This window comes from Paenibacillus sp. SAF-068, assembly GCF_051967555.1.
Taxonomy (GTDB): Bacteria; Bacillota; Bacilli; order Paenibacillales; family Paenibacillaceae; genus Paenibacillus.
This window is the reverse complement of record NZ_JBQCJX010000003.1, coordinates 509,765-535,154: the sequence shown is the minus strand read 5'-3', so window position 1 is coordinate 535,154 and position 25,390 is coordinate 509,765. Positions and strand designations below refer to the sequence as shown.

22 protein-coding genes are annotated in these 25,390 nt (G+C 47.5%); 14 read left to right on the top strand and 8 right to left on the bottom strand.

Translation table 11 applies throughout. The features are described from left to right. Positions 1-191: 191 nt before the first annotated feature. Positions 192-1,316: a GGDEF domain-containing protein gene (locus ACTHPG_RS20095; protein WP_440391217.1), complete on the top strand. Its 1,125-nt coding sequence runs from the start codon at positions 192-194 to the stop codon at positions 1,314-1,316. Positions 1,317-1,430: 114 nt separating this feature from the next. On the opposite strand, the gene ACTHPG_RS20090 is transcribed toward ACTHPG_RS20095, so the two are convergent. Both ACTHPG_RS20090 and ACTHPG_RS20085 read right to left on the bottom strand, forming a co-directional pair. Next, positions 1,431-2,369: an aldo/keto reductase family protein gene (locus ACTHPG_RS20090; RefSeq protein WP_440391216.1), complete on the bottom strand. Its 939-nt coding sequence runs from the start codon at positions 2,367-2,369 to the stop codon at positions 1,431-1,433. Positions 2,370-2,530: 161 nt separating this feature from the next. Beyond that, positions 2,531-4,165, bottom strand: a complete 1,635-nt coding sequence (locus ACTHPG_RS20085; protein ID WP_440391215.1) for a histidine kinase dimerization/phospho-acceptor domain-containing protein — start codon at positions 4,163-4,165, stop codon at positions 2,531-2,533. Positions 4,166-4,647: 482 nt separating this feature from the next. Between ACTHPG_RS20085 and ACTHPG_RS20080 the strand changes: the two genes are divergently transcribed. The 3 genes from ACTHPG_RS20080 to ACTHPG_RS20070 all read left to right on the top strand — a co-directional run bounded on the left by ACTHPG_RS20080 (position 4,648) and on the right by ACTHPG_RS20070 (position 8,173). Next, the gene (locus tag ACTHPG_RS20080; RefSeq protein WP_440391214.1) at positions 4,648-6,609 is read left to right on the top strand and encodes an anaerobic ribonucleoside triphosphate reductase; all 1,962 of its coding nucleotides are present in this window, start codon (positions 4,648-4,650) and stop codon (positions 6,607-6,609) included. Then, positions 6,606-7,115 (top strand): anaerobic ribonucleoside-triphosphate reductase activating protein, encoded by a 510-nt coding sequence (gene nrdG / locus ACTHPG_RS20075; protein WP_440391213.1) that lies wholly within the window; start codon positions 6,606-6,608, stop codon positions 7,113-7,115. The genes ACTHPG_RS20080 and nrdG overlap by 4 nt, the downstream gene beginning before the upstream one ends. A gap of 218 nt (positions 7,116-7,333) precedes the next feature. Continuing rightward, complete coding sequence (locus ACTHPG_RS20070) at positions 7,334-8,173, top strand: methyl-accepting chemotaxis protein (protein ID WP_440391212.1); 840 nt, start codon at positions 7,334-7,336, stop codon at positions 8,171-8,173. A gap of 107 nt (positions 8,174-8,280) precedes the next feature. On the opposite strand, the gene ACTHPG_RS20065 is transcribed toward ACTHPG_RS20070, so the two are convergent. Beyond that, a complete protein-coding gene (locus ACTHPG_RS20065) occupies positions 8,281-11,103 on the bottom strand; it encodes a glycoside hydrolase family 3 C-terminal domain-containing protein (protein ID WP_440391211.1) in 2,823 nt (940 codons plus the stop codon). 368 nt (positions 11,104-11,471) lie between these two features. On the opposite strand from ACTHPG_RS20065, the gene ACTHPG_RS20060 reads away from it, so the two are divergent. From ACTHPG_RS20060 to ACTHPG_RS20040, 5 genes are all read left to right on the top strand, one after another. Further along, on the top strand, positions 11,472-13,016 hold the full coding sequence (locus ACTHPG_RS20060; RefSeq protein ID WP_440391210.1) for an FAD-dependent oxidoreductase: 1,545 nt from the start codon (positions 11,472-11,474) through the stop codon (positions 13,014-13,016). Positions 13,017-13,317: 301 nt separating this feature from the next. Continuing rightward, positions 13,318-13,647: a PadR family transcriptional regulator gene (locus ACTHPG_RS20055; protein ID WP_440391209.1), complete on the top strand. Its 330-nt coding sequence runs from the start codon at positions 13,318-13,320 to the stop codon at positions 13,645-13,647. After that, positions 13,640-14,233 (top strand): HAAS signaling domain-containing protein, encoded by a 594-nt coding sequence (locus ACTHPG_RS20050; protein ID WP_440391208.1) that lies wholly within the window; start codon positions 13,640-13,642, stop codon positions 14,231-14,233. The genes ACTHPG_RS20055 and ACTHPG_RS20050 overlap by 8 nt, the downstream gene beginning before the upstream one ends. Next, on the top strand, positions 14,230-15,129 hold the full coding sequence (locus ACTHPG_RS20045) for a DUF4097 family beta strand repeat-containing protein (RefSeq protein WP_440391207.1): 900 nt from the start codon (positions 14,230-14,232) through the stop codon (positions 15,127-15,129). Before ACTHPG_RS20050 ends, ACTHPG_RS20045 begins: the two co-directional genes overlap by 4 nt. 77 nt (positions 15,130-15,206) lie before the next feature. Further along, complete coding sequence (locus ACTHPG_RS20040) at positions 15,207-15,926, top strand: 3-ketoacyl-ACP reductase (RefSeq protein ID WP_440391206.1); 720 nt, start codon at positions 15,207-15,209, stop codon at positions 15,924-15,926. Between the two features lie 156 nt (positions 15,927-16,082). Here ACTHPG_RS20040 and ACTHPG_RS20035 read toward each other — a convergent pair whose 3' ends face one another. Beyond that, positions 16,083-16,622, bottom strand: a complete 540-nt coding sequence (locus ACTHPG_RS20035) for a helix-turn-helix domain-containing protein (protein WP_440391205.1) — start codon at positions 16,620-16,622, stop codon at positions 16,083-16,085. Positions 16,623-16,855: 233 nt separating this feature from the next. Between ACTHPG_RS20035 and ACTHPG_RS20030 the strand changes: the two genes are divergently transcribed. The 5 genes from ACTHPG_RS20030 (at position 16,856) to ACTHPG_RS20010 (ending at position 21,134) form a co-directional block, all read left to right on the top strand. Beyond that, positions 16,856-17,542: an alpha/beta hydrolase gene (locus ACTHPG_RS20030; RefSeq protein WP_440391204.1), complete on the top strand. Its 687-nt coding sequence runs from the start codon at positions 16,856-16,858 to the stop codon at positions 17,540-17,542. After that, positions 17,542-18,312 (top strand): DODA-type extradiol aromatic ring-opening family dioxygenase, encoded by a 771-nt coding sequence (locus tag ACTHPG_RS20025; RefSeq protein ID WP_440391203.1) that lies wholly within the window; start codon positions 17,542-17,544, stop codon positions 18,310-18,312. The genes ACTHPG_RS20030 and ACTHPG_RS20025 overlap by 1 nt, the downstream gene beginning before the upstream one ends. 326 nt (positions 18,313-18,638) lie before the next feature. Further along, complete coding sequence (locus ACTHPG_RS20020; RefSeq protein ID WP_440391202.1) at positions 18,639-19,235, top strand: SMI1/KNR4 family protein; 597 nt, start codon at positions 18,639-18,641, stop codon at positions 19,233-19,235. 143 nt (positions 19,236-19,378) lie between these two features. Further along, on the top strand, positions 19,379-20,380 hold the full coding sequence (locus ACTHPG_RS20015) for a cation diffusion facilitator family transporter (protein WP_440391201.1): 1,002 nt from the start codon (positions 19,379-19,381) through the stop codon (positions 20,378-20,380). A 253-nt stretch (positions 20,381-20,633) separates the two neighbouring features. Next, entirely contained in the window at positions 20,634-21,134 is a 501-nt protein-coding gene (locus ACTHPG_RS20010) for a hypothetical protein (RefSeq protein ID WP_440391200.1), read from the top strand. Between the two features lie 328 nt (positions 21,135-21,462). Here the strand turns inward: ACTHPG_RS20010 and ACTHPG_RS20005 are convergent, their stop codons facing one another. Genes ACTHPG_RS20005 through ACTHPG_RS19990 form a run of 4 tightly spaced genes read right to left on the bottom strand, consistent with a single transcriptional unit; the run spans position 21,463 to position 25,249 of the window. Then, positions 21,463-22,536 (bottom strand): ABC transporter substrate-binding protein, encoded by a 1,074-nt coding sequence (locus ACTHPG_RS20005; RefSeq protein WP_440391199.1) that lies wholly within the window; start codon positions 22,534-22,536, stop codon positions 21,463-21,465. Beyond that, complete coding sequence (locus ACTHPG_RS20000; protein ID WP_062836831.1) at positions 22,533-23,342, bottom strand: ABC transporter permease; 810 nt, start codon at positions 23,340-23,342, stop codon at positions 22,533-22,535. Before ACTHPG_RS20000 ends, ACTHPG_RS20005 begins: the two co-directional genes overlap by 4 nt. Continuing rightward, positions 23,317-24,150 (bottom strand): ABC transporter permease, encoded by an 834-nt coding sequence (locus tag ACTHPG_RS19995; RefSeq protein ID WP_017691799.1) that lies wholly within the window; start codon positions 24,148-24,150, stop codon positions 23,317-23,319. Before ACTHPG_RS19995 ends, ACTHPG_RS20000 begins: the two co-directional genes overlap by 26 nt. Beyond that, positions 24,140-25,249: an ABC transporter ATP-binding protein gene (locus tag ACTHPG_RS19990; RefSeq protein WP_062836830.1), complete on the bottom strand. Its 1,110-nt coding sequence runs from the start codon at positions 25,247-25,249 to the stop codon at positions 24,140-24,142. The genes ACTHPG_RS19995 and ACTHPG_RS19990 overlap by 11 nt, the downstream gene beginning before the upstream one ends. Positions 25,250-25,390 lie beyond the last annotated feature (141 nt).

Genomic DNA, 25,390 nt, shown 5'->3' with positions numbered 1-25,390 from the left:
GAATACATTTTGATTTAGATTAAGTATAAATCTGATTGTATATTGAAGTCAATATGCACGCCAGCCATCCGGATATGGAATTAAAAACACCTTTCCCATTAATCCCCTCGATAATTTGGGATAATATGGTTCGCTACAGCACCATTTTTCAGATAAAATATAGGGATGTGCGTATAAAGGGGGAATGTCGGTTGTTAAGCACGTTTTTCATCAATATCTGTGTCATGATTACGTTTATGTATGTGTCCGGGATCATCGCCAAGTTCTATAGAATCCGATTGCCTTTTCCCTCATTACGTGTTCAGTTGATCGGCGGCTTATTATTCGGCATATATGGCACAGTTCTCATGAACTATTCCTTCCCTCTGAACGAGACGACAATTGTAGATCTACGGCATCTGGCCATCGTTACCGCAGCAGTATATCTGGGAGGAATGGCTTCGGTCGTTACGGGACTTGTGATCTCGGTCCTTCGAATTCTGATGTTCGGCATGTCATCCTCTGCCATCGATGCAGGATTTGTTATGACTCTGATCGGACTATCCGGTGTATATTTCGCTTATGCTTCCTGGTCCCGACTAACCAAAATTATTACGATGAATCTGCTCGGCATAACGTTAATCTTTATCATCCTTATGTTAAATACAGACAGCATGAATTCATTAATGAAGGTATATCCGTTACAAATGACCATTTCCTTCGTCGGTGGAATATTTATCTTTATCATCGCAGAATTCATCAATAAATCCAATGAGATGTTATTCCTTTTGGAGAGAAGAGCATCTACCGATCATCTTACCAATCTTAGCAATCGACGACAGTTCGAAAAATCACTTCAACTGGAACTTCAGCGTGCGCGTGATTACCAGCAAAAGCTGTCCTTGCTTGCCATTGATATTGACCGGTTCAAAAAAGTAAACGACACGTATGGTCATTCTGCCGGCGATGCGGTCCTGAAGCAACTTGGACAACTGCTCGTTGAGCATGCCCGATCTGCCGATATTGTGTCACGAAACGGCGGGGAAGAATTCGCCATTCTCTTGCTCGACTGTGGAAACCGTCAGGCAATGGCTACTGCTGAATCTATCCGCCAGTCAGTAGAGAAATACCATTTTGCTCTGCCCGACGGCCACACGACACGTCTGACCATCTCCATTGGTGTAGCCGTGTATCCGGATCATTGTGATACTCATGACGATGACGACTTTTTCGAACAGGCCGACCGCGCTCTATACGAAGCCAAGAATACAGGGCGTAACCGCGTGTGTGCCTTACCTTTTCGCTCCTTGTCTCTTACACTTAAAAATGGGATCTAACCGTTCAACGCGATCAAAAAAAAGGATGTCTTGTTGGCCTATTCAGGCGGACAGGACATCCCTTGCTTTATGGACTATTGCATATCATCTCAGCTTGTAGCCTATAACAGAAGATCAGGCAAGGATGCTCTCAATCTCCTCGACAATGGCAGCATCCAGCTTCACGCCTGATGCAGCTGCATTCTCTTTGACCTGCTCGGGACGACTTGCCCCTACAAGTGCACTGGATACATTGCTTTGGCGCAGAATCCAGGCCAGGGCCAGTTGGCCAACCTTCAGATCGAGCTTGTCCGCCACTTCAATCAGTTGACGAACTTTCCCGATGCGATCCGCATTGATCTTTCCTTCATCCCATCCTAGCTTAGCCGCACGGCTATTCTCCGGGATATCGGAGACGGATGTATATTTCCCGGTCAATAGACCTTGAGCAAGCGGGGAGTATACGACTTGTCCGATGCCTTTACGTTCACCGAGCGGGATAATCTCATTTTCGATGTATCGGTCAAACATGTTGTACACCGGCTGATTGACCACGATACGATCCAGAAGCAGACGGTCTGCTGTACCCAATGCATCTTCCATCTGAGCCGCAGTCCACTGGCTGACGCCTACATATAACACTTTGCCTTGACGCACCAGATCATCCAGTGCACGGAGTGTTTCTTCTATCGGTGTTTCGGTATGATAACGATGGCAGTAGTAGATATCCACATATTCAACGCCCAGGCGCTTTAGGCTGGCTTCACATTGCTCCTTGATATGTTTACGCGACAGCCCCTGGTCATTCGGACCATCACCCATTTTGCCAAATACTTTGGTTGCAAGTACATAAGAGTCACGGGAATACGCTTTGAGCGTCTGCCCGAGCAGTTCTTCTGCTGCACCCCGTTCATATACATTGGCTGTATCAAAAAAGTTAATGCCTTCATCGAATGCAGTTTCAATTGATTTCACCGCATTTTCACGTTCCACATACCCTCCGTACGTCAGCCAGCTTCCCAGGCTGATCTCGCTTACTTTCAGTCCGCTTCCACCTAATCTGCGATAATCCATTGATTGCATATCCTCCTCTATTGGTTATAAAGATGAAGTTCATATTCTATTGTAACGTAACCAGCCCGGATGAAAAGGGCTTTAGCTCAGAAAATGGAAAATGAAAAGAAGCGCACCTATTGCCAGGTGCGCCAAATCAAGGTTTATCATCTGATCATGATTTAAGGCAGAGTAATACTTAATGCATTCAACAGATCAGCCTGTCTAACCGGCTTGGTCAGAACAGCATCAAAAGCTTCTGCTTCGTGCAATTCAATATGCATCCCATAAGGAATAAGGACAAGGACAGGCAGATTCTCGGTTCCCTGCTTCAGCTCATGTACAAAATCAACTGCTCCGCCCTCCAGAAGGCCCATATCCACAACGGCTACATCCGGCTTGAGTCCTTCCTTGATCCAATCATGCGCTAATGTCAACCCTGAGGTCATGTGTACATCCATCTCCCACCTGCGCATCAGGGAAGAGACGCCTTGCAGAATGTCAGGGTCTTTGACAAGCAGGACCTTGCTGCCTTTTAACCTTTGCTGAACACTTGCCAGTTGAGGTAACTCCCAATATCTGCGCAACGGAAGGGAGATGTTGAATTCCGTCTCGTTTTCCTTCACACTGCTCACCTGTATGCGGCCATGCATGAGGATGGCAAGATTCTGGCTTACAGCCAAACCCAGATTGCTTCCAATCAGTTTTTGAATATTGAAATTTTCGTCTTGGCTCAAGGTTGGGGTCTTCTTGTCCGATAACATCTGACCCGTGTACTTCACCCTGAGCTGAAGGGTACCGGTCTCCTCAGATTCTTCTCCGTTCACTACTGCTGTGATCAGAACCGAACCTTCACGCGTTGAATCCAGAGCATATTGGATGACATGTGCAAGCAACTGTCCAATCTTGACTTCATCACCCACGAACACTTGGGACACATTCAGTTCAAGATTTAGTCCCAGCTCAATGTTCTTGCCCGTCGCAATTCCGGCATAGAGATACACGGTATTCTCAATGGTGCCAACGAGATCGAACGGATCATCATGTATAACCGTTCTACCTGCTTCATTGATATTGAAATTCATCATATTATTCAGCAGGGAGAGTAGAATATTGCCGCTCGTCTCAATCATATTCACATATTCCGACTGCTCCTCCGACATATCCGGAGTGCGCATCAGATCTGTCAGTCCCAGAATACCGTTCAGTGGATTGCGAATCTCGTGACTCATTAGCTTGAGCATCTGCGCTTTGGTCATGGCCTCCGATTCGGCACGTTCTTTCTCTGCCTGGAGTTGTTCTTGGATTTGTTCCGAATGACTCAACTTTCGCTCCTGAACATGCAACGTGCTTTCCAGATCCACAACATAGCCCAGGAATACAGCCATCGCGTTCAGTGTCTTCATGTCCGTTTCGCTGATCACATAACCAGGATCATCCATTAGACATATCGTTCCGAATGCCTCACCAGATCTTCTCATGATCGGTACGCCCACGAAGAAACGATTCCCAAGCCCGCTCGTAACGTTCATGGAACGTGTCATTGGGTTTTCACATGTGTCCTGGATGGTAAGAATACTGCTTTTGTCTCTTAATACCAGACTGCAATATGATTCGTTAAAAGAAAGCACACTGCCCTTCACAATCAACTCTTCCGTACGGTTAAAGGCCTCCAAAATGACATTGGTCACCCCGTCATTTGTGGCAACAAAGATGGTATTGACCTTCAATATACCGCTTAATACGTCTACGATATGGGCCGCTGCTTCCTTTATATCTTCATAGAAGCCTCTCGTAATGCCTTCTGCCGTTCCCATGATTCACCCCTCTTATCTTAGCTGCACTTTCAAATCTGTATATCAGAACGTTTAATCACGTACAGGGGTTCATCAACAATCCGAATAGCTGTCACAATCTATACTTATATGATTAACACCGTAGAAGTAAAAGAGAATCATACTCCCTGCCCATGGCCCGTTTTTGGACAATTGCAGGTCTTAAACTGATGACTTAACTACGGAAAATGGTTTGCAAATCGCCTTTTCAGATTGGTTACAGTCCATCTTGTCTCAGTTCGATTATTATCCTTGCAGGATAACTAGAAATTATACGCTTCTACTCAGACTTTGGGAACCTTTATCCACAGCAAGTAAAGGAAAGTCCACTTTGCCCACTAAGGGGTGTGACCATTATCACACCCAAAAAACCACATATAGTTTATAAATGGATAATATAAATCTACATATAGTATTTAACGTGAATTGAATGATATTCAAAATCATTTTAGGAGGAAACTTACATGAACATGCTTGAGTATGCCACTCCACCGGCATCCGATCTATTATCCGACCTGGGAAGACGAATTATTGGCGCAGAAGACGCCGATACGCTGAGGGAAAATGCGAATCTGAACGGGGACTCCTTCAGCGGAAAAATGAGCAGGCTCGGTTCGGAGACCGCCAAGTGGCATGCTCTACGTCATGTGTTGCCGGAAGAGCTTGCCCAAGCTGTGGAGAACGGGGATCTGTATGTTCATGATCTGGATCAGTATGCCCTTGGAACAACCAACTGCATCTTTATCCCGTTTGACCGTCTTCTTGCCACGGGTTTCAATACAGGCAACGGATCGGTTCGCACACCTCAGACGATCATGTCTGCCATGGCTTTGGTTGCGATCATCTTCCAATCCCAGCAGAACAGTCAGTATGGCGGGGTATCGGCCAATAAGATTGACTGGGATTTGGCCCCTTATGTACAGCGATCGTTCCGCAAACATTATCGCAAAGGGCAACGCCTCTTTGGTGAGCATGTCTTGCTTGAAGATGAACAGCTTTATCTGGACAGCATCGAAGCGAAGAACCAGTGCCCACGAGCATATGCATTCGCCTATGAGGAGACTGAACTGGAGACAGGACAAGCTGCTGAATCACTGATTCACAACTTGAATACGATGAGCAGCCGGGCGGGTGGCCAGATTCCATTCACATCACTGAATTATGGATTATGTACTTCTGCGGAAGGACGGTTGATATCACGTTCATTGCTCGAAGCAACGATTCGTGGCCTGGGCAACGGGGAAACACCCGTGTTCCCTCAACATATTTTCCAATGTAAACAGGGGATCAATCAGGCTCAAGGAGAGCCGAACTATGACTTGTTCCGCCTCGCAGTCACCTGTTCATCCCGGCGGATGTATCCTAACTTTGTCAATGTGGATGCCTCTTTCAATCTGCCTTATTATCATCCGGAAGATCCGGATACGATTATCGCAACTATGGGATGCCGCACACGTACACTGGCTGACCGATTTGGCCGCAATCGTCAAAGCGGTAAAGGAAATCTGTCCTTCAACACCATTAATCTGGTCAAGCTGGGTATCCGGTTTGGCATCTGCCAAGGTGCCAGAGCTGTTGCGGATCGGGCTGGATTCTACACTGCTTTGGAATCCGTGATGCATAATGCCGCTTCTGGTCTGCTGCATCGCTACCGCATTCAGACAGCACAGCCTGCCAAGGCATCGGACTTCATGATGCGCGAGGGTGTATGGGAAGGTGGAGAACAGCTTGCCCCAAGCGAGCCCGTTGCCGATCTATTAAAGCACGGAACGTTATCCCTTGGTTTTATCGGTCTCGCTGAATGCATGACAGCTCTCTATGGACGCCATCATGGGCAGGACCCTCATGTACATCGCGAAGCGCTCAACGTTATTCGGACCATGCGAGAGTTCTGTGACCGGATGAGCGAGCAGCATAACCTGAATATCACCCTGTTTGCCACACCTGCGGAAGGGTTATCCGGCAAATTCACGAAGATCGACAGAGAACGTTATGGCCTCATTCCAGGAGTTAATGATCGGGAGTATTATACGAACTCATTCCATATCCCGGTCTATCATACCCTTCCAGCTTATCGGAAGATTGAACTGGAGGCCCCGTTCCATACGTTATGCAATGCAGGCGCAATCTCCTATGTGGAGCTGGACGGTAACGTTCGAGCCAACACCACAGCTTTCCTGCGAATCGTGCAATATGCACTGGCGCAGGATATCGGTTATTTTTCCATTAACCATCCCATTGATCGCTGTCCTGCATGTGGTTATGAAGGGGTTATCGGGGATGTATGCCCACATTGTGAAGTTCATGAGGACCATGTACACTTCCAGCGGTTACGCCGTGTAACGGGCTATCTGACCGGAGATTACAAAGTCCGCTTCAATGCTGCGAAGCAGGCCGAAGTACGGGATCGGGTGAAACACCGGTGAATCTGTATGGATACATTCCCGAATCGGTCAATGAAGGGACAGGTCTGCGTGCCGTGTTGTTCATCAGCGGATGTCGCCACGCCTGTCCGGGCTGCTTCAGTCCGGATTCGTGGAGCTTTCGAGCGGGTGAGCCCTTTACAGAGGAGCGGCAGCAGCAAATTCTGTATGAAGTGACGACCCATCCGTTGCTGGATGGCGTTACGTTATGTGGCGGGGATCCCTTTTTCTCGGCAGCAGAATGTACGTCATGGGTTCAGCAGCTCCGCACTGCACGTCCTGATCTGACGGTATGGGCCTACACGGGATTCGAATATGAAGAACTGGTCACCGATCCTGCAAGAGCAGAACTTGCCCGATTGTGCGACGTCATTATTGACGGGCGATATGTTGAAGCAGAGCGTGATGTCTCCCTGCCCTTCCGCGGAAGTCGGAATCAACGTTTGATTGATGTTAATGCAACACGAGCCACTCGAACTATCGTTACGATGCAGCTTAGTACGTCCTAAACATTAATTGTACTCCCCTCCCCAATTATTAAGACATGAGTCCCCCGGCGGACTCGTGTCTTTTTGGCGTATAGCGGCCTTGTATGTAGAATATGTTTTATCCAATCTCGCTACTTCCTTCTCTATTGCATGATGATATATTATATAGGTAGTTATTATTTTAGCATTTAAAAATTAGACCGTTTACATAAGGTAACCAGGGAGGAATCATCTTTTATATGGATATTGTTCAAGCATTAATTACATGTATGCCTTTCTTTCGAGATACGATTCGTCAGGATGTAACCCTTTCCGTTATTGATCATGAAAAATTCTTATATTTCTCAGCAGGGGAATCGTTAAAACAACTGAATTATCAACCTGGAGACCCTCTGTTGGATGGAAATCGAAATTTTGCTGATCTCAACGGCGGTACAGTCAAACGCTTCGATCACTACCCTAAAGATTTATTCGGTGTTCCGTTTGACGTGGCTTTTATCCCCATTAAAAATGAGCAAGGTGAAGTCATCGCCCTGTTCAATCTCCTCTACAGTATGGATGACCAGGACCAGCTGCAACAGCTCATGGATGCTACCGAGAATTTGACCAACCAATTAATTGACAGTGTACAGCACGTGGCCGCACACTCTGAGGAACTCAGTGCCACAACCGAAGAGATTCGGAACAACTCCAAACAAGCCGTACAGAAATCAGGAAATGTAACTCAAGTCGCCAGCTTCATTCGTGAAATCTCCGAACAAACCAATCTGCTTGGATTGAATGCAGCCATTGAAGCTGCTCGTGTCGGTGAAGCAGGTGCAGGTTTTGGCGTTGTTGCCAAAGAAATTCGCAAACTGTCTGTGGATACCAAAGAAGCAACGGCCCGTATTGAAGATTCTCTTCTCTCGGTCCGGCAATCCATACAAGGCATGGAGAATGAACTTGGTGAGATCACTGCGAGTTCTCAAGAACAGGCCGAACTGGTTAACAATTTTATGAGCACAATTGAGCAATTGAATGAAACCAACCAACAATTGAAGCAATTTGTGCAAAAAATGATTTCATTTGACGGAAAATAAAAAGACGTGAGATGGCAAAGCATATTGGGGATTTATGCAAAATGCTCATCAAACAACAAACAAAAGCCTCCGAATGCACTCGGAGGCTTTTTCATGAGCTATTAGACTTAACGAATCTCGAAGTGACTGATACGTACACCTGCAGACAGCACAATGTATACATCCTGTGCACCTGATCCACCCGTGAGTTCAGCCTTAACAGTAGACCACTGCTGGGCGTCACCTTGTGCCAGTTCCACACGTCCTGCGACCGCACCATCCGGTGAGCCAAGTCGCACTTCCAACACAGCGCCTGCTTGTTCTGCGGAGACACGTGCTTCAATTGCTGCTGCTCCACTACCCAAATCGGCATCTTTGAAGGCAATCCATCCTTGTTCTCCAACTACACGGACAGCACTGCCGCCCTCTTTGCTCTCATCCAGGTCAACACCCAGGTAAGCATCATAATTCTCGGCACGGGTAGCCACACCCAGATTACGAGCTGGGATCGTCTCTCCTTCTACCGTCAGGTCTGCAACCAGCTGAACATCGGAGGATGACTTGGCCACCATAATGGAGTAAGTTCCACTTTCCACGACATATCGATCCCGAGTTACATCCCAGATTGCCAGTTCTTGAACAGGCAAGGTGAAGCTGACCTTCACTGTAGCTCCCGCTTCGATATGAAGACGACGGAATCCTTTTAACGTTTTGAGGGGACGTTTCACCCGTGATTTGCCTGCACGAACATACAACTGTACAACCTCGTCGCTTGCGATTGAACCAGTATTCGTCACATCCACAGTTACCGTGATGGTGCCATCCGTACCCGTTTGTGCAGGACTTAACGCCAGATTACTGTATTTAAATGTTGCATACGTCAGACCATGTCCAAACGGATACAGTACATTGCCTTCAAAATATTGATACGTCCGACCGGATTGAATGATATCGTAATCCTTGATGTCGGTCAGTTGATCTGCCGATTGTACCCACGTCATGTTCAGACGGCCTGCTGGTGCATAGTCGCCATACAATACATCAGCTACTGCGTTACCCAGTTCCTGTCCTGCGTGTGAAGTATACAATACTGCGGGGATGTTCTCCTGAACCCAGTTGGATGTGAACGGATAACTTCCCACGATGACAACTACCGTGCTCGGGTTCGCAGCATAGACTGCCTCAACCAGACGTTGCTGGGATTCGGCCAGATCCAGACTTGGACGGTCGATCTCCTCTTTCCCATTGACAAGCGGATTGTTACCGACAAAGACAATTGCCGTTTCTGCAGCCTTGGCAGCTGCTACCGCTTCCTCAAGTCCGTTCACAACCACATCCTGCTTGAATGTTTCTGTGGCACCGAAAGTCTTCAGTTCTTCGGACACTGCGAATGCATCGTTTCCACCATTAGGTGCAGTCACCGTTTTGCCATTCCATGTAGTCAGACCTACACTGCCATCCTGTTGTGGCAACAGATGGAATACTTCCTTCACGAACCAGCCATACACTTCATCTGCCGATGCCGTTACAGTCTCTTCATCTGTCGTCAGATATTTGCCGTTGCTTTCGGCCTGCAAGGTATAACTTCCGAAGCCCCAGTCGGACACCATAAATGTCTCCGCTTCTCCCGAAGCAACAACAGGTGATTTCTCACCATCCGCCAGTCCAATCTTCTTCCCGTTGGCCACGGAAGTTAACGTAATCCGGTCATTTCCATCCTTGAACGCCACGTTATCGCTGCCTACTTTGCCACGGATCGCCTCAAGCGGGGATACGTTATACGGCATGGTGCCTGCATACCAGTCACGATAGACGGTTCCGCCCAATTGACCAATGACAGCCACTCTACCAGCTTTTGTTTTGTCCAGCGGGAGCGTGCCTTTGTCGTTTTTGAGCAATACCACTTGTTCTCTCGCAGCTCGAAGCGACAGTTCTTTTGCTTTCTCCGTCATCATGGACTCTTCACCGATCGCAGCGTACGGGTTGCCTTCTTCCGGATCGAACTCGCCCAGACGGAAGCGTACACGGAACGTATTGAACAGTGCCTTGTCGATATCATCCATGGTAAGTGTACCTTGTTCCAACCCTTCACGCAGTGCCTGTTTGGACAGCTCAGCATCATCGGTGATGCTATCAATTCCTGCCTTCACGGACTCCACCGTACCCGGAGTGTGGGAATCATAGTATTTATGATCGTTCTTGATACCCATTACATCGCCTGCATCACTGACAATGAAACCATCCATGCCCCATTCGCCTTTGACAATCTCGTTCACAAATGGATGCAACAACGCTGGCGTACCATTAATGGAGTTGTACGCAGTCATCATGGACTGTGCACCGCCTTCTTTGAATGGCTTCTCGAACGCCTTCAGATAATATTCACGCATGTTGCGCGGGTCAATGCTGGAAGAACCGCTTCCGCGATCCACTTCGTTATTGTTCGCGAGGAAATGCTTCAAGGTAGCGACCGCTTTGTAATATTTGGGATGGTCGCCCTGAATTCCTTTGACCAATGCTGTCGTCAGCTCGGCTGTCAGTTCCGGATCTTCACCATACGCCTCTTCATTTCGTCCCCAGCGCGGGTCACGCTCCATATCTACTGTAGGTGCCCACAGCGTAAGACCGTTCACTGCCGGATTGCGTTTATAAAATACACGTGCCTCGTCTCCGAGAACGGAGCCGATCTCCTTCATCAGATCCGCATCCCATGTGCATGCCAGTCCTACAGGTTGTGGGAAGGATGTTGCTTCGCCAAGCCAGGCCAAGCCGTGTGCCGCTTCTGTGCCATGTTTGTATGCAGGCACACCCAGGCGGTCTACTGCCGGTTGATATTGCAGCATGGATTCAATTTTTTCATCTTCAGTCAAACGGGATACAAGATCCTTCACCCGGGTGTCTAACGCTAGTACTGTATCCTGAAACGGATATTTCGTTTGGTTGGTCGTCATATGGAATCTCCTTTGGTTATCGGTAATTGATTGTAATGATAGCGAATACATATTTTAATAAAAAACGTGGTTTAATTCGGATGAACTTTTTCCTCCAATAGATAAATTAATCCTTTTGTAATCAACGTTTACCGGTGTAAAACTCTATCTCCTTTTCAAAACCTAAAACGGTTTCGGTAATCTTATCATATAGTATGTTTAGCAAAAAAAATAGAGGTGCTCCGCATGAAATTGTGAACAGCTCTCTGCAAAATCTGAACAGCACCGTTTTTTCCTGGCATAGTCTGGCAATCATGGATAAGAGTACAACGATGTGCACTGAACGATAAGCGAATCAACCAAATGTAGATAAACAAGGAGGAAGAACAATGAGCGATACTCAGCAATCCAAGACGGGTCTGCCCCCCGTCCCCGAATCATTGTGGCGTGCTACGCATGAATTCGATGCCTATCCAAAACTGACCGAAGATATCACCGCCGATGTAGCGATTATCGGTGCCGGTATTGCAGGGATTACAACCGCTTATCTGCTGGCACAGACAGGTATGCGTGTGGTCGTACTGGAGGCTGGAAAAGTACTGGATGGCACGACCGGTCATACCACGGCCAAAGTATCTGCACAGCACGGGGTCATATTTGATGAAATTATGCATCACTTCGGACAAGAACAGGCCCGGATGTATTATGAAGGCAATGCCGAAGCCTCCAAATGGATGCGCAATCTGGTGAAGGAACAACAGATTGACTGCCAGTGGGCAGAGGAGGATGCCTACGTCTACATTCAATCAGAGGAAAACATCAAAAAACTGGAGATCGAACTGACCGCTTATGGCAAACTCAATATCCCTGGCGAATGGGTAGACCCACTGCCTATTCCTCTGCCCGCCCGGGCAGGTATTCGCATGCCGGGTCAGGCACGCTTTGATCCGCTGGCCTATCTGCACCACTTGCTGGATTCTGCTGTGAAGCACGGGGTACAGATCTATGAGCATACGACGGTTACGGAAGTGGAGGAAGATGCTTCACTGCATGTGCGAACCTATGGCGATGGGCCATCTGTAACAGCGGAGCATGTTGTCGTAGCTTCTCATTTTCCCGTCTATGATCCCGGATTTTATTTCACACGGTTACACGCCGAACGATCCTACGCCGTATTAGTCGAGCCGGAGAAATCCTATGCTGGCGGCATGTATATTTCGGACGATACACCGTACCGCTCTCTGCGCTCAGTCCTTCATAATGGGAAAGAACTTATTCTCTTCGGCGGTGAAAATCATAAAACCGGACAAGGCATCTGTACCTTCGGTCATTATGAACGTCTGGAGCAGTTCGCAGCAGAAACATTTGGTATCCGCAACATTCCCTTTCGCTGGTCAGCCCAGGATCTGATCTCCATCGACAAGGTGCCTTACATTGGCCCCATTACCGGAAGACATGAACGTGTCTATGTGGCGACCGGGTTTGCCAAATGGGGGATGACAACTGGCACGATGGCAGGACACATTCTTGCGGATCGCATCACTGGACGTGATAACCCCCATGCCGCTGTATTCGATCCGGCAAGATTCAAGGCCGATCCTGGCATGAAGCACTTTATTGTGGAAAACGTGAATGTAGCCAAAGAATTAATCTCCGGTAAAGTAGGTATCGTGCATAAAAATGTTAGCGATATTGGCGAAGACGAAGGAGCTGTCGTTCGTCATAATGGCAAACGGGCTGGTGCCTACAAAGACACCAGCGGAAAGCTGTTTTTGGTGGATACCACCTGTACTCATCTGGGGTGCGAAGTCGAATGGAACAAAGGCGAGCGTTCATGGGATTGCCCATGCCACGGTTCCCGCTTCGATTATGCAGGCCATGTAATTGAAGGTCCTGCTGTAGAAGACCTTAAAGTTCTCGACGCACAAGAGTAATCTAAGTGTATGGATTGTGCTTTGTAAATCGCAGATACAAAAAAGTTCATCTCTCAGACCGGATCGGAATCCGCCTCCAGACGGAAGCAACCGATCCGGTTTTTACGTATGCTGAATGAAAGCTAAATAAACTGTTTTGGTTGCGCATCAATCCCAAACAAACGTTATAGATGGTAAATCATGATACGGAACTATTTTAAAATCACTACCTTGCAATAAACAGTACTGAATGCTATGATGAATCCACTACTACTGAACAATACACACTAGCGATAAATGAAGCTACGAAGGAGGAACCTGTGTGAATGTGAACATCCAGTTCAAAAAAGGAGTATTGGAGCTGTGCGTCCTGGTATTAATTAACCGCCAGGATCGGTATGGCTACGAACTGGCTCAGGCGGTCTCCAAACATATTGAAGTTGCTGAAGGTGCGCTGTATCCCTTGCTTAGACGTCTTGTTAATGACGGGTACTGCACCACCTACTTGCAGGAGTCAACTGAAGGACCGCCGCGCAAGTATTATCGACTGTCCGATACAGGTCTTGAATACATGACGGCACTGACAACAGAGTGGAATGAATTTGTGCGCAATGTCGCAAATCTGATTGAGGAAGGAACCCCTAATGAATAGACAACAATTTATGAAAGCCATGGAAGTTCATCTCCGGCCGATGGACCCATTCGAACGGGCTGAGTTGCTCGCCGACTATGATCAACATTTCGAACTTGGATTAAGTGAAGGCAGACAAGAGGAAGAGATTGCTCGGGAACTCGGACAGCCTGAAGAAATCGCCAAGGAAGCACTCGGTGATCGATACGACGCGCACACACCGGGTTCAGATGCCTTCTATGCACCGACGTATCAGGAAATGCGGTCACCCCGAAACAGCACCAAAGCTACTCGCAACTTCTTCACAGCCATCGGCCTGATATTCCTGAATCTCATCCTTGGCATCCCTCTCGGTCTAACCCTGTGGTCAGTGTGGCTTACGGTTGCCAGCTTGTCCTTATTGATACTTGCACCTGTCGCAGCGGTTGTGGACTTCGTTTTCTTGGGTCAACTCGATAAGGCGGAGATTTTCGTGGCGATTGGCGCATTCGGTGTCGGCATTTTGTTTGCCCTTGCATCGAAGTACGTTTTTAGAGCATTCAAAATCATCACACTTCAATACATTAAATGGAATAAAAACATGATGAAAGGAGATGTATCCGCATGAGTACCAAGAAATGGCTTGCTTTAGCCGTCATATGTATCGGTATTGGTTTACTCGGAACATCCATCTATGGCGTTCAGTTCGGAGATAAACGGGAGAACTATTCCAAACGGTGGGACTTCAAAGCGAATGAATTGCAGAATATTATCATGAACGCCAATTTCAGTGCAGATATTGATTTTGTGATAAGTCCGGATTCAAACGGTTATATCGAAGTGGATGGCAAATGGGACCCTACCGTAGTCAAAAGCTTCGAACAAGCCACGATATCCAACGGCACATTCCAACTATCCCAGACAGAACGTGACCGATTGCAATTCTTCACCCTGTACTGGAATGATCGAGACTCCACAATAACCGTGGCTCTGCCTGAAGGACACCAATTAAATGAGGTTAAGCTGGACTCTTCTTCAAGTGACTGGAACCTGACGGACCTGACTGCAAATCAGCTTGAGCTGAATAACACCTCAGGTTCCATACGTCTGGAGAACATCAAGGTACCTACTATTGAACTTTCTCTCACTTCAGGTGACATTAACGCTTCCCTGATTAATGGAGACATGACCGTGAAACAGACATCCGGGAGCTTGACAGCCGATCAGGTAGCTGGTCATGTAACTAGTAAGATTCAATCAGGTGATATTGAGATTACTGCGTTAAACGGTGCAGCCGATGTTCAATTCACTTCGGGCAGCATTCATATTGAACAGTCCCATTCTGCCCCGATCAGTGCATCTGGAACATCAGGCGATATTTTCATTCAAGCTGCACCTGATTTTGATGGAATCTATGATGCCAAGGCTACTTCTGGAGATGTAGATGTACCTGAATCGCCAATGGTAAGCCGGGAAGTAATCAAAGCCCGGACCTCTTCTGGCAGCATCGAGATTACCAAATAGTGATGAAGCAAATTTCCGAACTGTGGGTAATATAGTATAATCAAATGCCAGTCCAATTCTAAGGAGGAATTACCCATATGGAACTAAAAAATAAAACAGCTATCATCACAGGGGCCGGAAAAGGTATTGGCCGTGCCATCGCTGCGGCACTTGCCAAAGAAGGTGTGCACCTTGGACTTATCGCACGTACCGCTTCGGATCTTCAGGCTCTTCAGCAATCTCTTAGTCAAGAATATGGTGTAAAAGTAACCAGCGCCGTAGCAGATATCTCGGATCGCACACAGGCGGAAGCCGCTGTAGCAGCCATTGAGATGGAACTCGGTGCAGTGGATATTCTGATTAATAATGCAGGTATCGCAAGCTTCGGCACCCTGCTGGATATGGAGCCAGAAGAGTGGGAACGCATTCTGCATGTTAACGTTATGGGTACATATTACGTTACACGCGCTGTCCTTCCAAGCATGATCAAGGAAAGCAGCGGCAGCATCATCAATATTGCTTCCACTGCAGGTGAGCGCGGATTCGCTACAGGTTCAGCATACTGTGCATCCAAGTTTGCGCTACTTGGCATGACCGAATCCCTGATGCAGGAAGTGCGCAAGTCGAACATTCGTGTAACGGCGCTGACACCAAGCACAGTCAATACGGAGCTTGCGACTAACGCCGGACTGAAAATTGGCGACGAAGATCGCATGATGCAAGCGGAAGATGTAGCTGAACTTGCACTCGCAACGCTCAAGCTGTCCGATCGTGTCTTCGTTAAAGCCGCAGGCATCTGGACAACCAATCCACAATAGACAGAATGCTTCTGACCTTTCTAACGAATCTCAATGTCTGCTTAGAATCATCGTATAAGGCTCGCTCATTTCGTTAGAAATATGAAAAAGGACGTCTCCCATTATACATGTATGCATGTCGCATGTTCATGACTTGGGAGTCGTCCTTTTTTTATTCTACAAATGATCCAGACCCAATTCCTTGGACACTGCAATGAGCACCACGGCAGGCTCCTCACCGATATTGGAAACTTCATGGGGCACAATCGCATTCCAGGTAAACGAATCCCCCACTTCAAGAAATTCCACATCTTCGCATTGCTCCGCACGAATCTTGCCCTGTAACACCAGATGGCTTTCCTCCCCGGCATGTTTGCTAACCCCTGTCGATGCGCCTGGGGGCAATTCTACAATGGACATGCGCATGGCGCCTTTGGCCGTAAGCTGCTGCACCTTGATCTGTCCACTTCCGGCTGTCGTCTCCTTACGCTCGTTCTTGCGTACCACGTTCATCCGTTGCTCCGGTGTCAGCAGCAAATAGGGAAGCGGCACTTCCAGATAATCGGCAATACTTTCAAGCGTAGCAATGGAAGGTGACGTTTTGTTGTTCTCCACGTTGCTGATAAAACCTTTGGACAACCCGGTTCCCTCACACATCTGCATGATCGTAATCTGTTTCTGCTTGCGGATCGTACGAATCGCCAAGCCAATATCCATATGGCGTCCCTCCCCTTTTATTGATCTATATAAGACACCAGGCGTACGCTTGGCTTCTACTGGTTATCTATCCGGCACGTGTCTCAACATATATTCATCATACAAAAAAAGTATTGACCCTACAATGAAAGCATGATAAATTTTGTTCATAAATAAGAATAATTATTTCATATTTGTGAAATTTATTATCAAAAATATATATCTAACTCATTCCTCATCAGGTGGTGTTTTCAATGAATTCTCCCTATATACATGAAGTTCGGTTACCGTCTCAATACAATTCAGAACAACGTTATCCTGTAATCTTCGCCTTACATGGCATGGGATCGGATGAGCAGGATATGCTTCGTTTAATGGAGCCCCTGCAGTCTGATTTTATTATTATCGCCATTCGTGGACCTATCGTTCAGTGTAGTGGTTATGCTTATTTTCAGATTAAAAGCATTGGCAATCCCATCCGTGAATTGTATGATGCCTCCGTGCTGGGACTACAACAATTGATTGTTGATCTGTCTGCCAAATATGCTATTGATCCCACGCGGCGTTATATCGCCGGATTCAGCCAGGGTGCCATTATGGCGATGACCCTATCGCTGGTGATGGGGGATGCGATCAAAGGCATTGTAGCGATGAGCGGATACATCCCGCAATTTGTGAAAGACGAGTACAAGCTGCAACCCGACTCAGAGCTGTCTGTGTTCATCTCGCATGGAGATCAGGATCATCTATTCCCGCTGCAACTGGGCGAAGATAACGCCGATTTCTTCCGTCAACACACCGATCACGTCACATATGTTCCTTACAACGGTGGGCATCAGGTGACTCCCGATCTATATCAACGATTCCAACAATGGCTTCGGAAGGATGCGAATCTGACTACCGAAGACCTGAACGAAGATCTGAAAGGACTGAACTCATAATGATGCCATCCCTGTTTATTGCTCACGGCGCCCCATCACTGGCACTGGAGGAGAATGCGTACACCGAATTTTTACAGAAACTTGGACATGAACTACCGAAACCCAAAGCCATCGTATTGTTCTCTGCTCACTGGGAATCCACAACTCAGCTTGTATCCTCGGTAGCCAATTACGAGACCATTTACGATTTTGGCGGTTTCCAGCCTGAGCTGTATCAGATTAAATATCCCGCTCAAGGACAGGCAGAAACCACTGCCGAAGTAGAGCGTTTATTGGCAGAAGCCGGGATTCCGGTACAAACGGATGATGTTCGTGGCCTGGACCACGGCGCCTGGGTGGTTCTGCGCTTGCTCTACCCGGATGCGGATATTCCCGTAGTCGCCTTGTCTGTTAATCGCTATCTGACAGGTGAGCAGCAATACCAGGTTGGACAGGCGCTCGCTTCCTTGCGTGAGCAAGACATTCTCGTCATTGGCAGCGGCGGAACCGTTCACAACCTGCGTCGATTGAACTGGGAAAGTAACGGCGTTGATCCGTGGGCATCCGAGTTCGATAACTGGTTGCATGACAAGCTGGTGAGTTGGGATACAGAGTCTCTCTTCTCCTATGATACACTGGCACCTTCAGCACAAGCCGCCGTGCCTACGCCGGAGCATTTTGTACCACTCTTGCTCGCCATGGGTGCAGGAGATCAGAATAAGCAGGCATCCCTCCTGTTCAAAGCCTATCAGTATGGTAACCTGAGCTTGTCCTGTTGGAAGTTTGATTAAAGAGGACGATGTAAAAATCTAGTTTCATTTATATAGTTGATAAATAAGTAAGCGTGATTTACAGGGATTGCCCCTGTATGTCACGCTTTATTTGTTGTTAGGCGCGACTTTCATGATGGTTGTACATAATGGAATGGGAATGAGACCAGGTGTGTAGATTATGCAACAACCGCCTTTGAATAATGAGACCATTGTAGTATGTAAGCAAGGACTCCGGTTTCTTGTGTGCTTTTACGGATTATAACTATAATATGAGGTGAAATCAGGCACGGTTGGCTCACATATTTCACCATATTATCTGAATAAGCTCATACGGAGGGACTGGCATGTCAGAACAGCGTATATATGAATTGATGGATGAACTGGATATGTTGCTGGAGGAGAAGGTACAGGATGAGGAAAATCGGGAGTTGCTTAACGAATATCGCCAGTTTGAAGGCGTGACGGATGAGCAGCTTGATGCGTTTGAGCTTGAACAAGGTATTCGATTGCCTGCTGATTTTCGTGCGTTTTATAAACGTAAAAATGGGAGCGGTTATGGCTTTCACGTCTTGTACCCAAGCCTTGAGAATGGACAGGAATCCGAGCCATTCTACCTGTTATCCCTGGAAAAGATTCAAAAGGAGCATTCCACACTGGTAGAGAACCGCATGGATGATTATTTTACCGAAGAAGAGATCCGTGAGCTCGATCCCCGAATCAAACCCTACCTTTTTCAGAAAAAATGGGTTACGTTTGGCAATTTGGGAGGCGGGTCATTGTATCTAATGTTCGACTTTGATCCGACAGACCAAGGAACTTATGGGCAGATTATCATGTACGTGCATGATCCGGATTTTGTGTATTACGTAACTGGAACGTTTACGGAGCTTTTGGAACAGTCCAACCGTAACTTACGTGCATTGGATGCCATTGAATACTGAGACCGCTATGATGATATGACCTTTTTTGCATAATGCTGGGATATGTCAAAACGGTTATAATAACATTTAGTGGAAATGCACATGCTGTTAGATAAGACTGCCTTTTCTACACCTAATACATTGATCTGGGAGGAACATACGAAGTGGCTGAACAACCAAAGTCTGAGAGCTTTATGTCTCTCGTCAAAAAAGGAAACACATCCTCCGCCGTAGCGATGGCAGGAAATGCGGTTCTTGCGGTGTGCAAAGGGGGAGCATTCCTATTCAGTGGCAGTGGCGCCATGTTCGCTTCGGCGATGCACTCGTTGGCCGATGCCATTAACCAAGGGTTTGTCTTTGTCGGAAGTGTGTTGTCCGAGAAAAAACCTACACGCCGCTTCCCGACCGGATTCGGACGGGTCATCAACATTTTCTGCATGATCGCCGTTATTGTTGTTACCATTATGGCGTATGAAACGATCCATGAAGGTATCCATCTGTTGCAGCATCCTGCCGGCCATTCCGGGGGACTCTGGATTAACATCGGTGTGCTCATCTTGAACATTCTGATTGATGGAGCCATTCTGATCAAAGCCATGAAGGAAATTCTAAAAGAAGCACGTGCACCCAAAGCCGCCGGATTGGCTCTGGTCCCTGCTGCCATCAAAAATGTAGGCCGTGCTGCGCCACCAACCCGTCTCGTATTCTACGAAGATGTTGTCGCTGTACTGGGTGCCACACTCGCGTTAATCTCTGTCGTGGTTATTGCCCTGACCAATTTTGCATTGCTTGATGGTATCGTGACGACGATTATTGGATGTCTGATGATCGCTGTAGCCTTCCGTGTCGGTTATGATAATATGATTGGATTAATCGGGGTAGCGGCTCCCCAGGACATTGAGGACAAAGTGTCCCAAACCATTCTGGCAGACACACATGTTGCCGATATTCAGATGATGCGGATCATCCAGGAAGGCCGTTATTATCATGTGGAAGGTCTGATTGAGTTAACCAAAGGACTCAGCCTGGCGGATGCGGATGACATCAAGTTCCGTATTCAGGAGAAACTGATGACGAACCCCGACATCGCCGATGCAGCCATCTCCATCATTGAGGATGACGGCGTGAACAGCTGGGGCAAGAAACATTCGGATGTGGTGAAGTAACGAGCTTTGCTTTGGATAAAAAGAATGACAGAACCCACTCTTCAATGGAGTGGGTTTTTAGTATGTTCAATTATACACTCATCTACGAAGAGGTCGTTGCCCTTACATGCTTCCCTAGACTTTGGTCTAGGTTCACTTTAACTCCAAAGACGGAGGATTAACTTTTCCAATTCATGGTATGCTGTGAATAACGAAAGTCATTGTTCTACATACACCGTTCGGATTTGATCTTGTATTGAGAAGGAGAGATATTATGGCTAAACGTACGATCCTTGCGCCTGTTCTCATTTTGCTGGGCGTGTACCTGATTCTGAACCAGGGAGGTTCACTCGGTCCGGGTACGATCTTTGCGACCTTCTGGCCCACGCTATTCGTAATTCCACTCGGACTGTTCTTCCATTGGCTCTACTTCTCCATGATTGGCAGAGGAGTTGGACTGCTGGTTCCCGGTGGATTGTTACTCACTGTGGGTATAGTCTGTCAGATCGCTATGCTGTTTAACAACTGGGGTACAATGTGGCCGGGCTTTATCCTGGCTGTGGCTGTTGGTTTGTTTGAATTGTACTGGTTCGGCGGTCGGAACAAATGGTTGCTGATCCCCATCAACATTCTAACCGTTATATCATTGCTGTTCTTCGCCGTGATGTCGATTGGCACGATGCTAAGCAGCTTGAGCTTTATCCAGCCTTTCGTGGCGATTATGCTGATTATGGGTGGGGCATGGATCATGGTAGGTCGCAAAAAGCGCATGTAGTGGCATTCATATAAGATAAGTAGGTGGGATCAACTAAGCCACTGCGGTGACAGAACAACTTCGGCTCGCTGTTATCCCCGGATTTTTTGGAATCCCATCTAGCAATGGGAAAATCCAGGGATAAAGGCGAGCGCTTCGCTTCTCAGTTTTTTCTGTCCCCTCCGTTAACGTTTGATCTTAAATGCTCATCTTATATGGCACTTCAAGCGCTATTGCTCTGAAGTAGATAATAAAAAAAGGGTTGCTGCTCGTCATTCAAATGAAATGACGGGCAACAACCCTTTTTCTTTTTTCAAAATTTAACGAACTGTGTACGCGCTATTGGCGGTTATTTACTATGCATTTTAAACTCCAGGAACAGGTCGTTATAATGCGAGAGCATTTTTTTGCCCAGATTATCGTAGACCTCCAGCTTGCCTGTCAGTGTCTCGTCTGGATAGAAACGCTCATCCTCCGAGATGTCCTCTGGCAGCAGCTTAAGGGCCTCAGCGTTCGGTGTGGAATACCCGACATACTCCGCATTGCGAGCAGCATGATCCGGGTCCAGCATGAAGTTGATAAACTGGTGCGCCCCTTCAATATTAGTCGCCGTCTTCGGAATAACCATGTTATCAAACCAGAGGTTTGAGCCTTCTTCCGGCACCATGTAATCCAGCTTGTCGTTCTCATCCATAATCTCTGACGCATCCCCGGACCATACAAGTCCAACTGCCGCTTCCTCGTTCGCAAGCAGCATCTTGATCTCGTCACCCACAATTGCTCTGACGTTCGGTGTCAATGTAGACAGCTTCTTCAGCGCTTCTTGCAGATGATCTTCGTTGGTATCGTTCAGGGAGTACCCGAGACTGTTCAATCCCATCCCAATAACTTCACGTGCGCCATCGAGGAGCAGGATTTGATTTTTCAAACGGGGGTCCCACAAGTCATTCCAGCTATCAAACGTCAACCCATCCACCAGTTCAGGATTGTATACAATCCCCACCGTGCCCCAGAAATACGGGATGGAGTACTTGTTGCCTTCATCAAAGGACAAGTCCATGAATCGCGGATCAATGTTGCCCAGGTGGGTTAATTTGCTATGATCGAGCGGAACAAGCAGGTCTTCTTCTTTCATTTTGCTAATCGCATATTCCGAAGGAATCGCCACATCAAACGTCGTGCCGCCCTGTTCGATCTTGGTCAGCATCGCTTCATTGGAATCAAACGTCTGATAGATCACCTTAATACCTGTCTCGTTCTCAAACTCCTTGAGCAGATCGGGGTCGATATAATCACCCCAGTTATAGATGGTCAGTGTGTTGCCGCCAGAATACCCCTGACTCTTGTTCAGATAGGAAGCCAGGATCATCAAGGCAAAGGCAGCCACAAACACAAGCGCAAATGTCCGTACCAGTTGCTTCATGGACGCAGCCCCTTTCCTCCGGGTGGTATCCGTGTTGCACGGCGATTAATGAAATAATACCCGACCACCAGCAGAACTGTCAGCAGGAATAACAGGGTAGACAACGCATTGATGGACAAGGAAACACCCTGCCGTGCTCTGGAGTATATCTCTACCGAGAGCGTGGAGTACCCATTACCTGTGACAAAGAATGTTACTGCAAAATCATCAAGCGAGTACGTCAAGGCCATGAAGAATCCGGCAAAAATACCGGGTTTCACGTATGGCAGCACTACACGCGTCAGAATCTGCCATGATCCAGCACCCAGATCACGCGCTGCATCCATCAGTGTTGGACTCATCTCTTGCAGCTTAGGCAGTACCATAATCACGACAATGGGTACGCTGAATGCGATATGAGATAGCAGAACCGAGGTGAAGCCCAGTTTGATGCCAATCATGGTGAACAGAATCAGGAATGACGCACCAATGATGACATCGGGACTCACGATCAGCACGTTGTTGAGTGACAGCAGCGTATTCTTGGTCCGTTTGCGACGCACATGGTAGATCGCCAGTGCTCCTGCTACACCAAGGATCGTTGAGATCGCTGATGACAGGAGTGCAATGATAAATGTATTCAGCACAATGATGAGCAACCGGGTATCGGCGAACACCTCTCTGTACCATTCAAGCGTGAATCCTTCGAAGCTGCGCATGTGACCGCCGCTGTTGAAGGAATAGAAGATCAGATACGCAATCGGTGCGTACAGAATGGCGAATACAACGGCCAGATAGACGTTAGACAGCTTTCCGTTTCTTCCCATTACGCACCTCCTTCTTGCCTGATCCGGTCAGGAACATAATAATCGCCATCGCAATAATCAAAAAGACGGCAATCGTTGAACCCATCCCCCAGTCCTGGGTGACGAGAAAATGCTGTTCAATCGCTGTTCCCAGCGTAATTACACGGTTTCCTGCAATAAGGCGGGTAATCATGAACAGGGAGAGCGCAGGAATAAATACAGCCTGACATCCTGATTTTACACCGCTAATCGTCAGCGGAAAGATCACCCTGCGGAATGTCAGCCACGATGAGGCTCCCAGATCACGCGCCGCGTAGATCAACGATGGATTCATCTCTTCCAGCGCATTGAAGATCGGCAGAATCATGAATGGAATGAAGATATACACCGAGACAAAGATAAAACTGAAGTCGGTGAACAAAATCTGCTGTGTGCCAATACCCACCACTTCGAGCAGGGAGTTGGTCAGACCGTACGTTCCAAACAGGCCGATGAAGGCGTACGCTTTTAACAAGAGATTGATCCAGCTTGGCAGAATGATCAGCAGCAACCACAGCTGCTTGTGCTTCGTCCGGGTCAGCATATACGCTGTTGGATACGAGATCAGCAGCGAGAACGCCGTAATCAGAAATGCATACCAGAACGAACTGAGCGTCATCTGCAAGTACACCGGCGTGAAGAACCGGGCGTAGTTGCCAAACGTGAAGTTACCCTCCACATCGAAGAATGAATAATAGATGACCAGCAGAACCGGCGCCACAACGAACAACACCATCCATAATACATATGGAATCAGATACGCATTGCGTGTGCTGGCCTTAGTCTGCATGAGCGGCCTCTTGATAAGCTTCGAGTCGTTTGTCGAACTCTTCCTCGGTCTCGTTAAAGCGCATGACGTGTACAGCTTCCGGATCAAAATAGAGTCCAATCCGTGCGCCTACAACGGCTTTCTTCGTTGAATGCACAAGCCACTCATTGCCCGCATCATCATATGTGGATATCTCGTAATGCACTCCACGGAATAACTGGGAGTCCACATTGACCTTCAGCTTGCCCTGTTCTTCGGTTGTAATCTCCAGATCCTCTGGACGAATGACAATCTCTACGGGCTCATCCGGCTGGAGACCCTGATCGACACACTCATGCTGTGCGCCAGCGAATTCCACCACGAAGTCCTGCTTCATTTTGCCTGATACAATGTTCGATTCCCCGATAAAGTCCGCCACAAAGCGGTTAATCGGCTCATCATAGATATCATTCGGTGTACCGCTCTGTTGAATCACGCCACCATTCAGGACAAAGATCTCATCCGACATTGCCAAGGCCTCTTCCTGATCATGTGTAACAAAGATAAACGTAATACCCAGTCGCTGTTGCAGCTCCCGCAATTCATACTGCATCTCGGTGCGCAGCTTCAGATCGAGTGCGGATAAAGGCTCGTCCAGCAACAGAATCTCCGGTTCGTTCACAATTGCGCGTGCAATCGCGACACGTTGCCGTTGTCCACCGGACATTTCACCAATTTCACGGTTCTCATAACCGGACAGATTGACGAACTTGAGGGCTTCCAACACTTTGCTGCGAATCTCAGCCGTTTTCATCTTTTTGATCCGCAAACCAAAAGCTACGTTCTCAAATACATTCAAATGTGGAAATAACGCATAATCCTGAAATACGGTATTCACCTGCCGCTGATGGGCAGGTACCCGGTTAATAAGCGCACCGTTAAAATAGATACTGCCCTGTGTCGGCTCCGCAAAACCGGCAATCAGCCGCAATATCGTTGTTTTCCCGCAGCCCGATGGGCCAAGAAGCGTATAAAATTTACCCCGCTCAATCTCAAAGCTGACTGCCTTCAATACGGCTTCATCCTGATCGTATTGCTGAGTCACTGCTTCGAAGCGGATAATCGGTTGTTGTTCTGACATGCTTCACATCGCCCCCTTATACTTGAGGTACCTCTTTAATCTGTACACTTTCGTTCATGTATCCTTATAGATAACCCATCTATTATATATGATTCAGGTATAACCGCAATGGTTTTGATGTAAACACCGCGTGTCATTTTC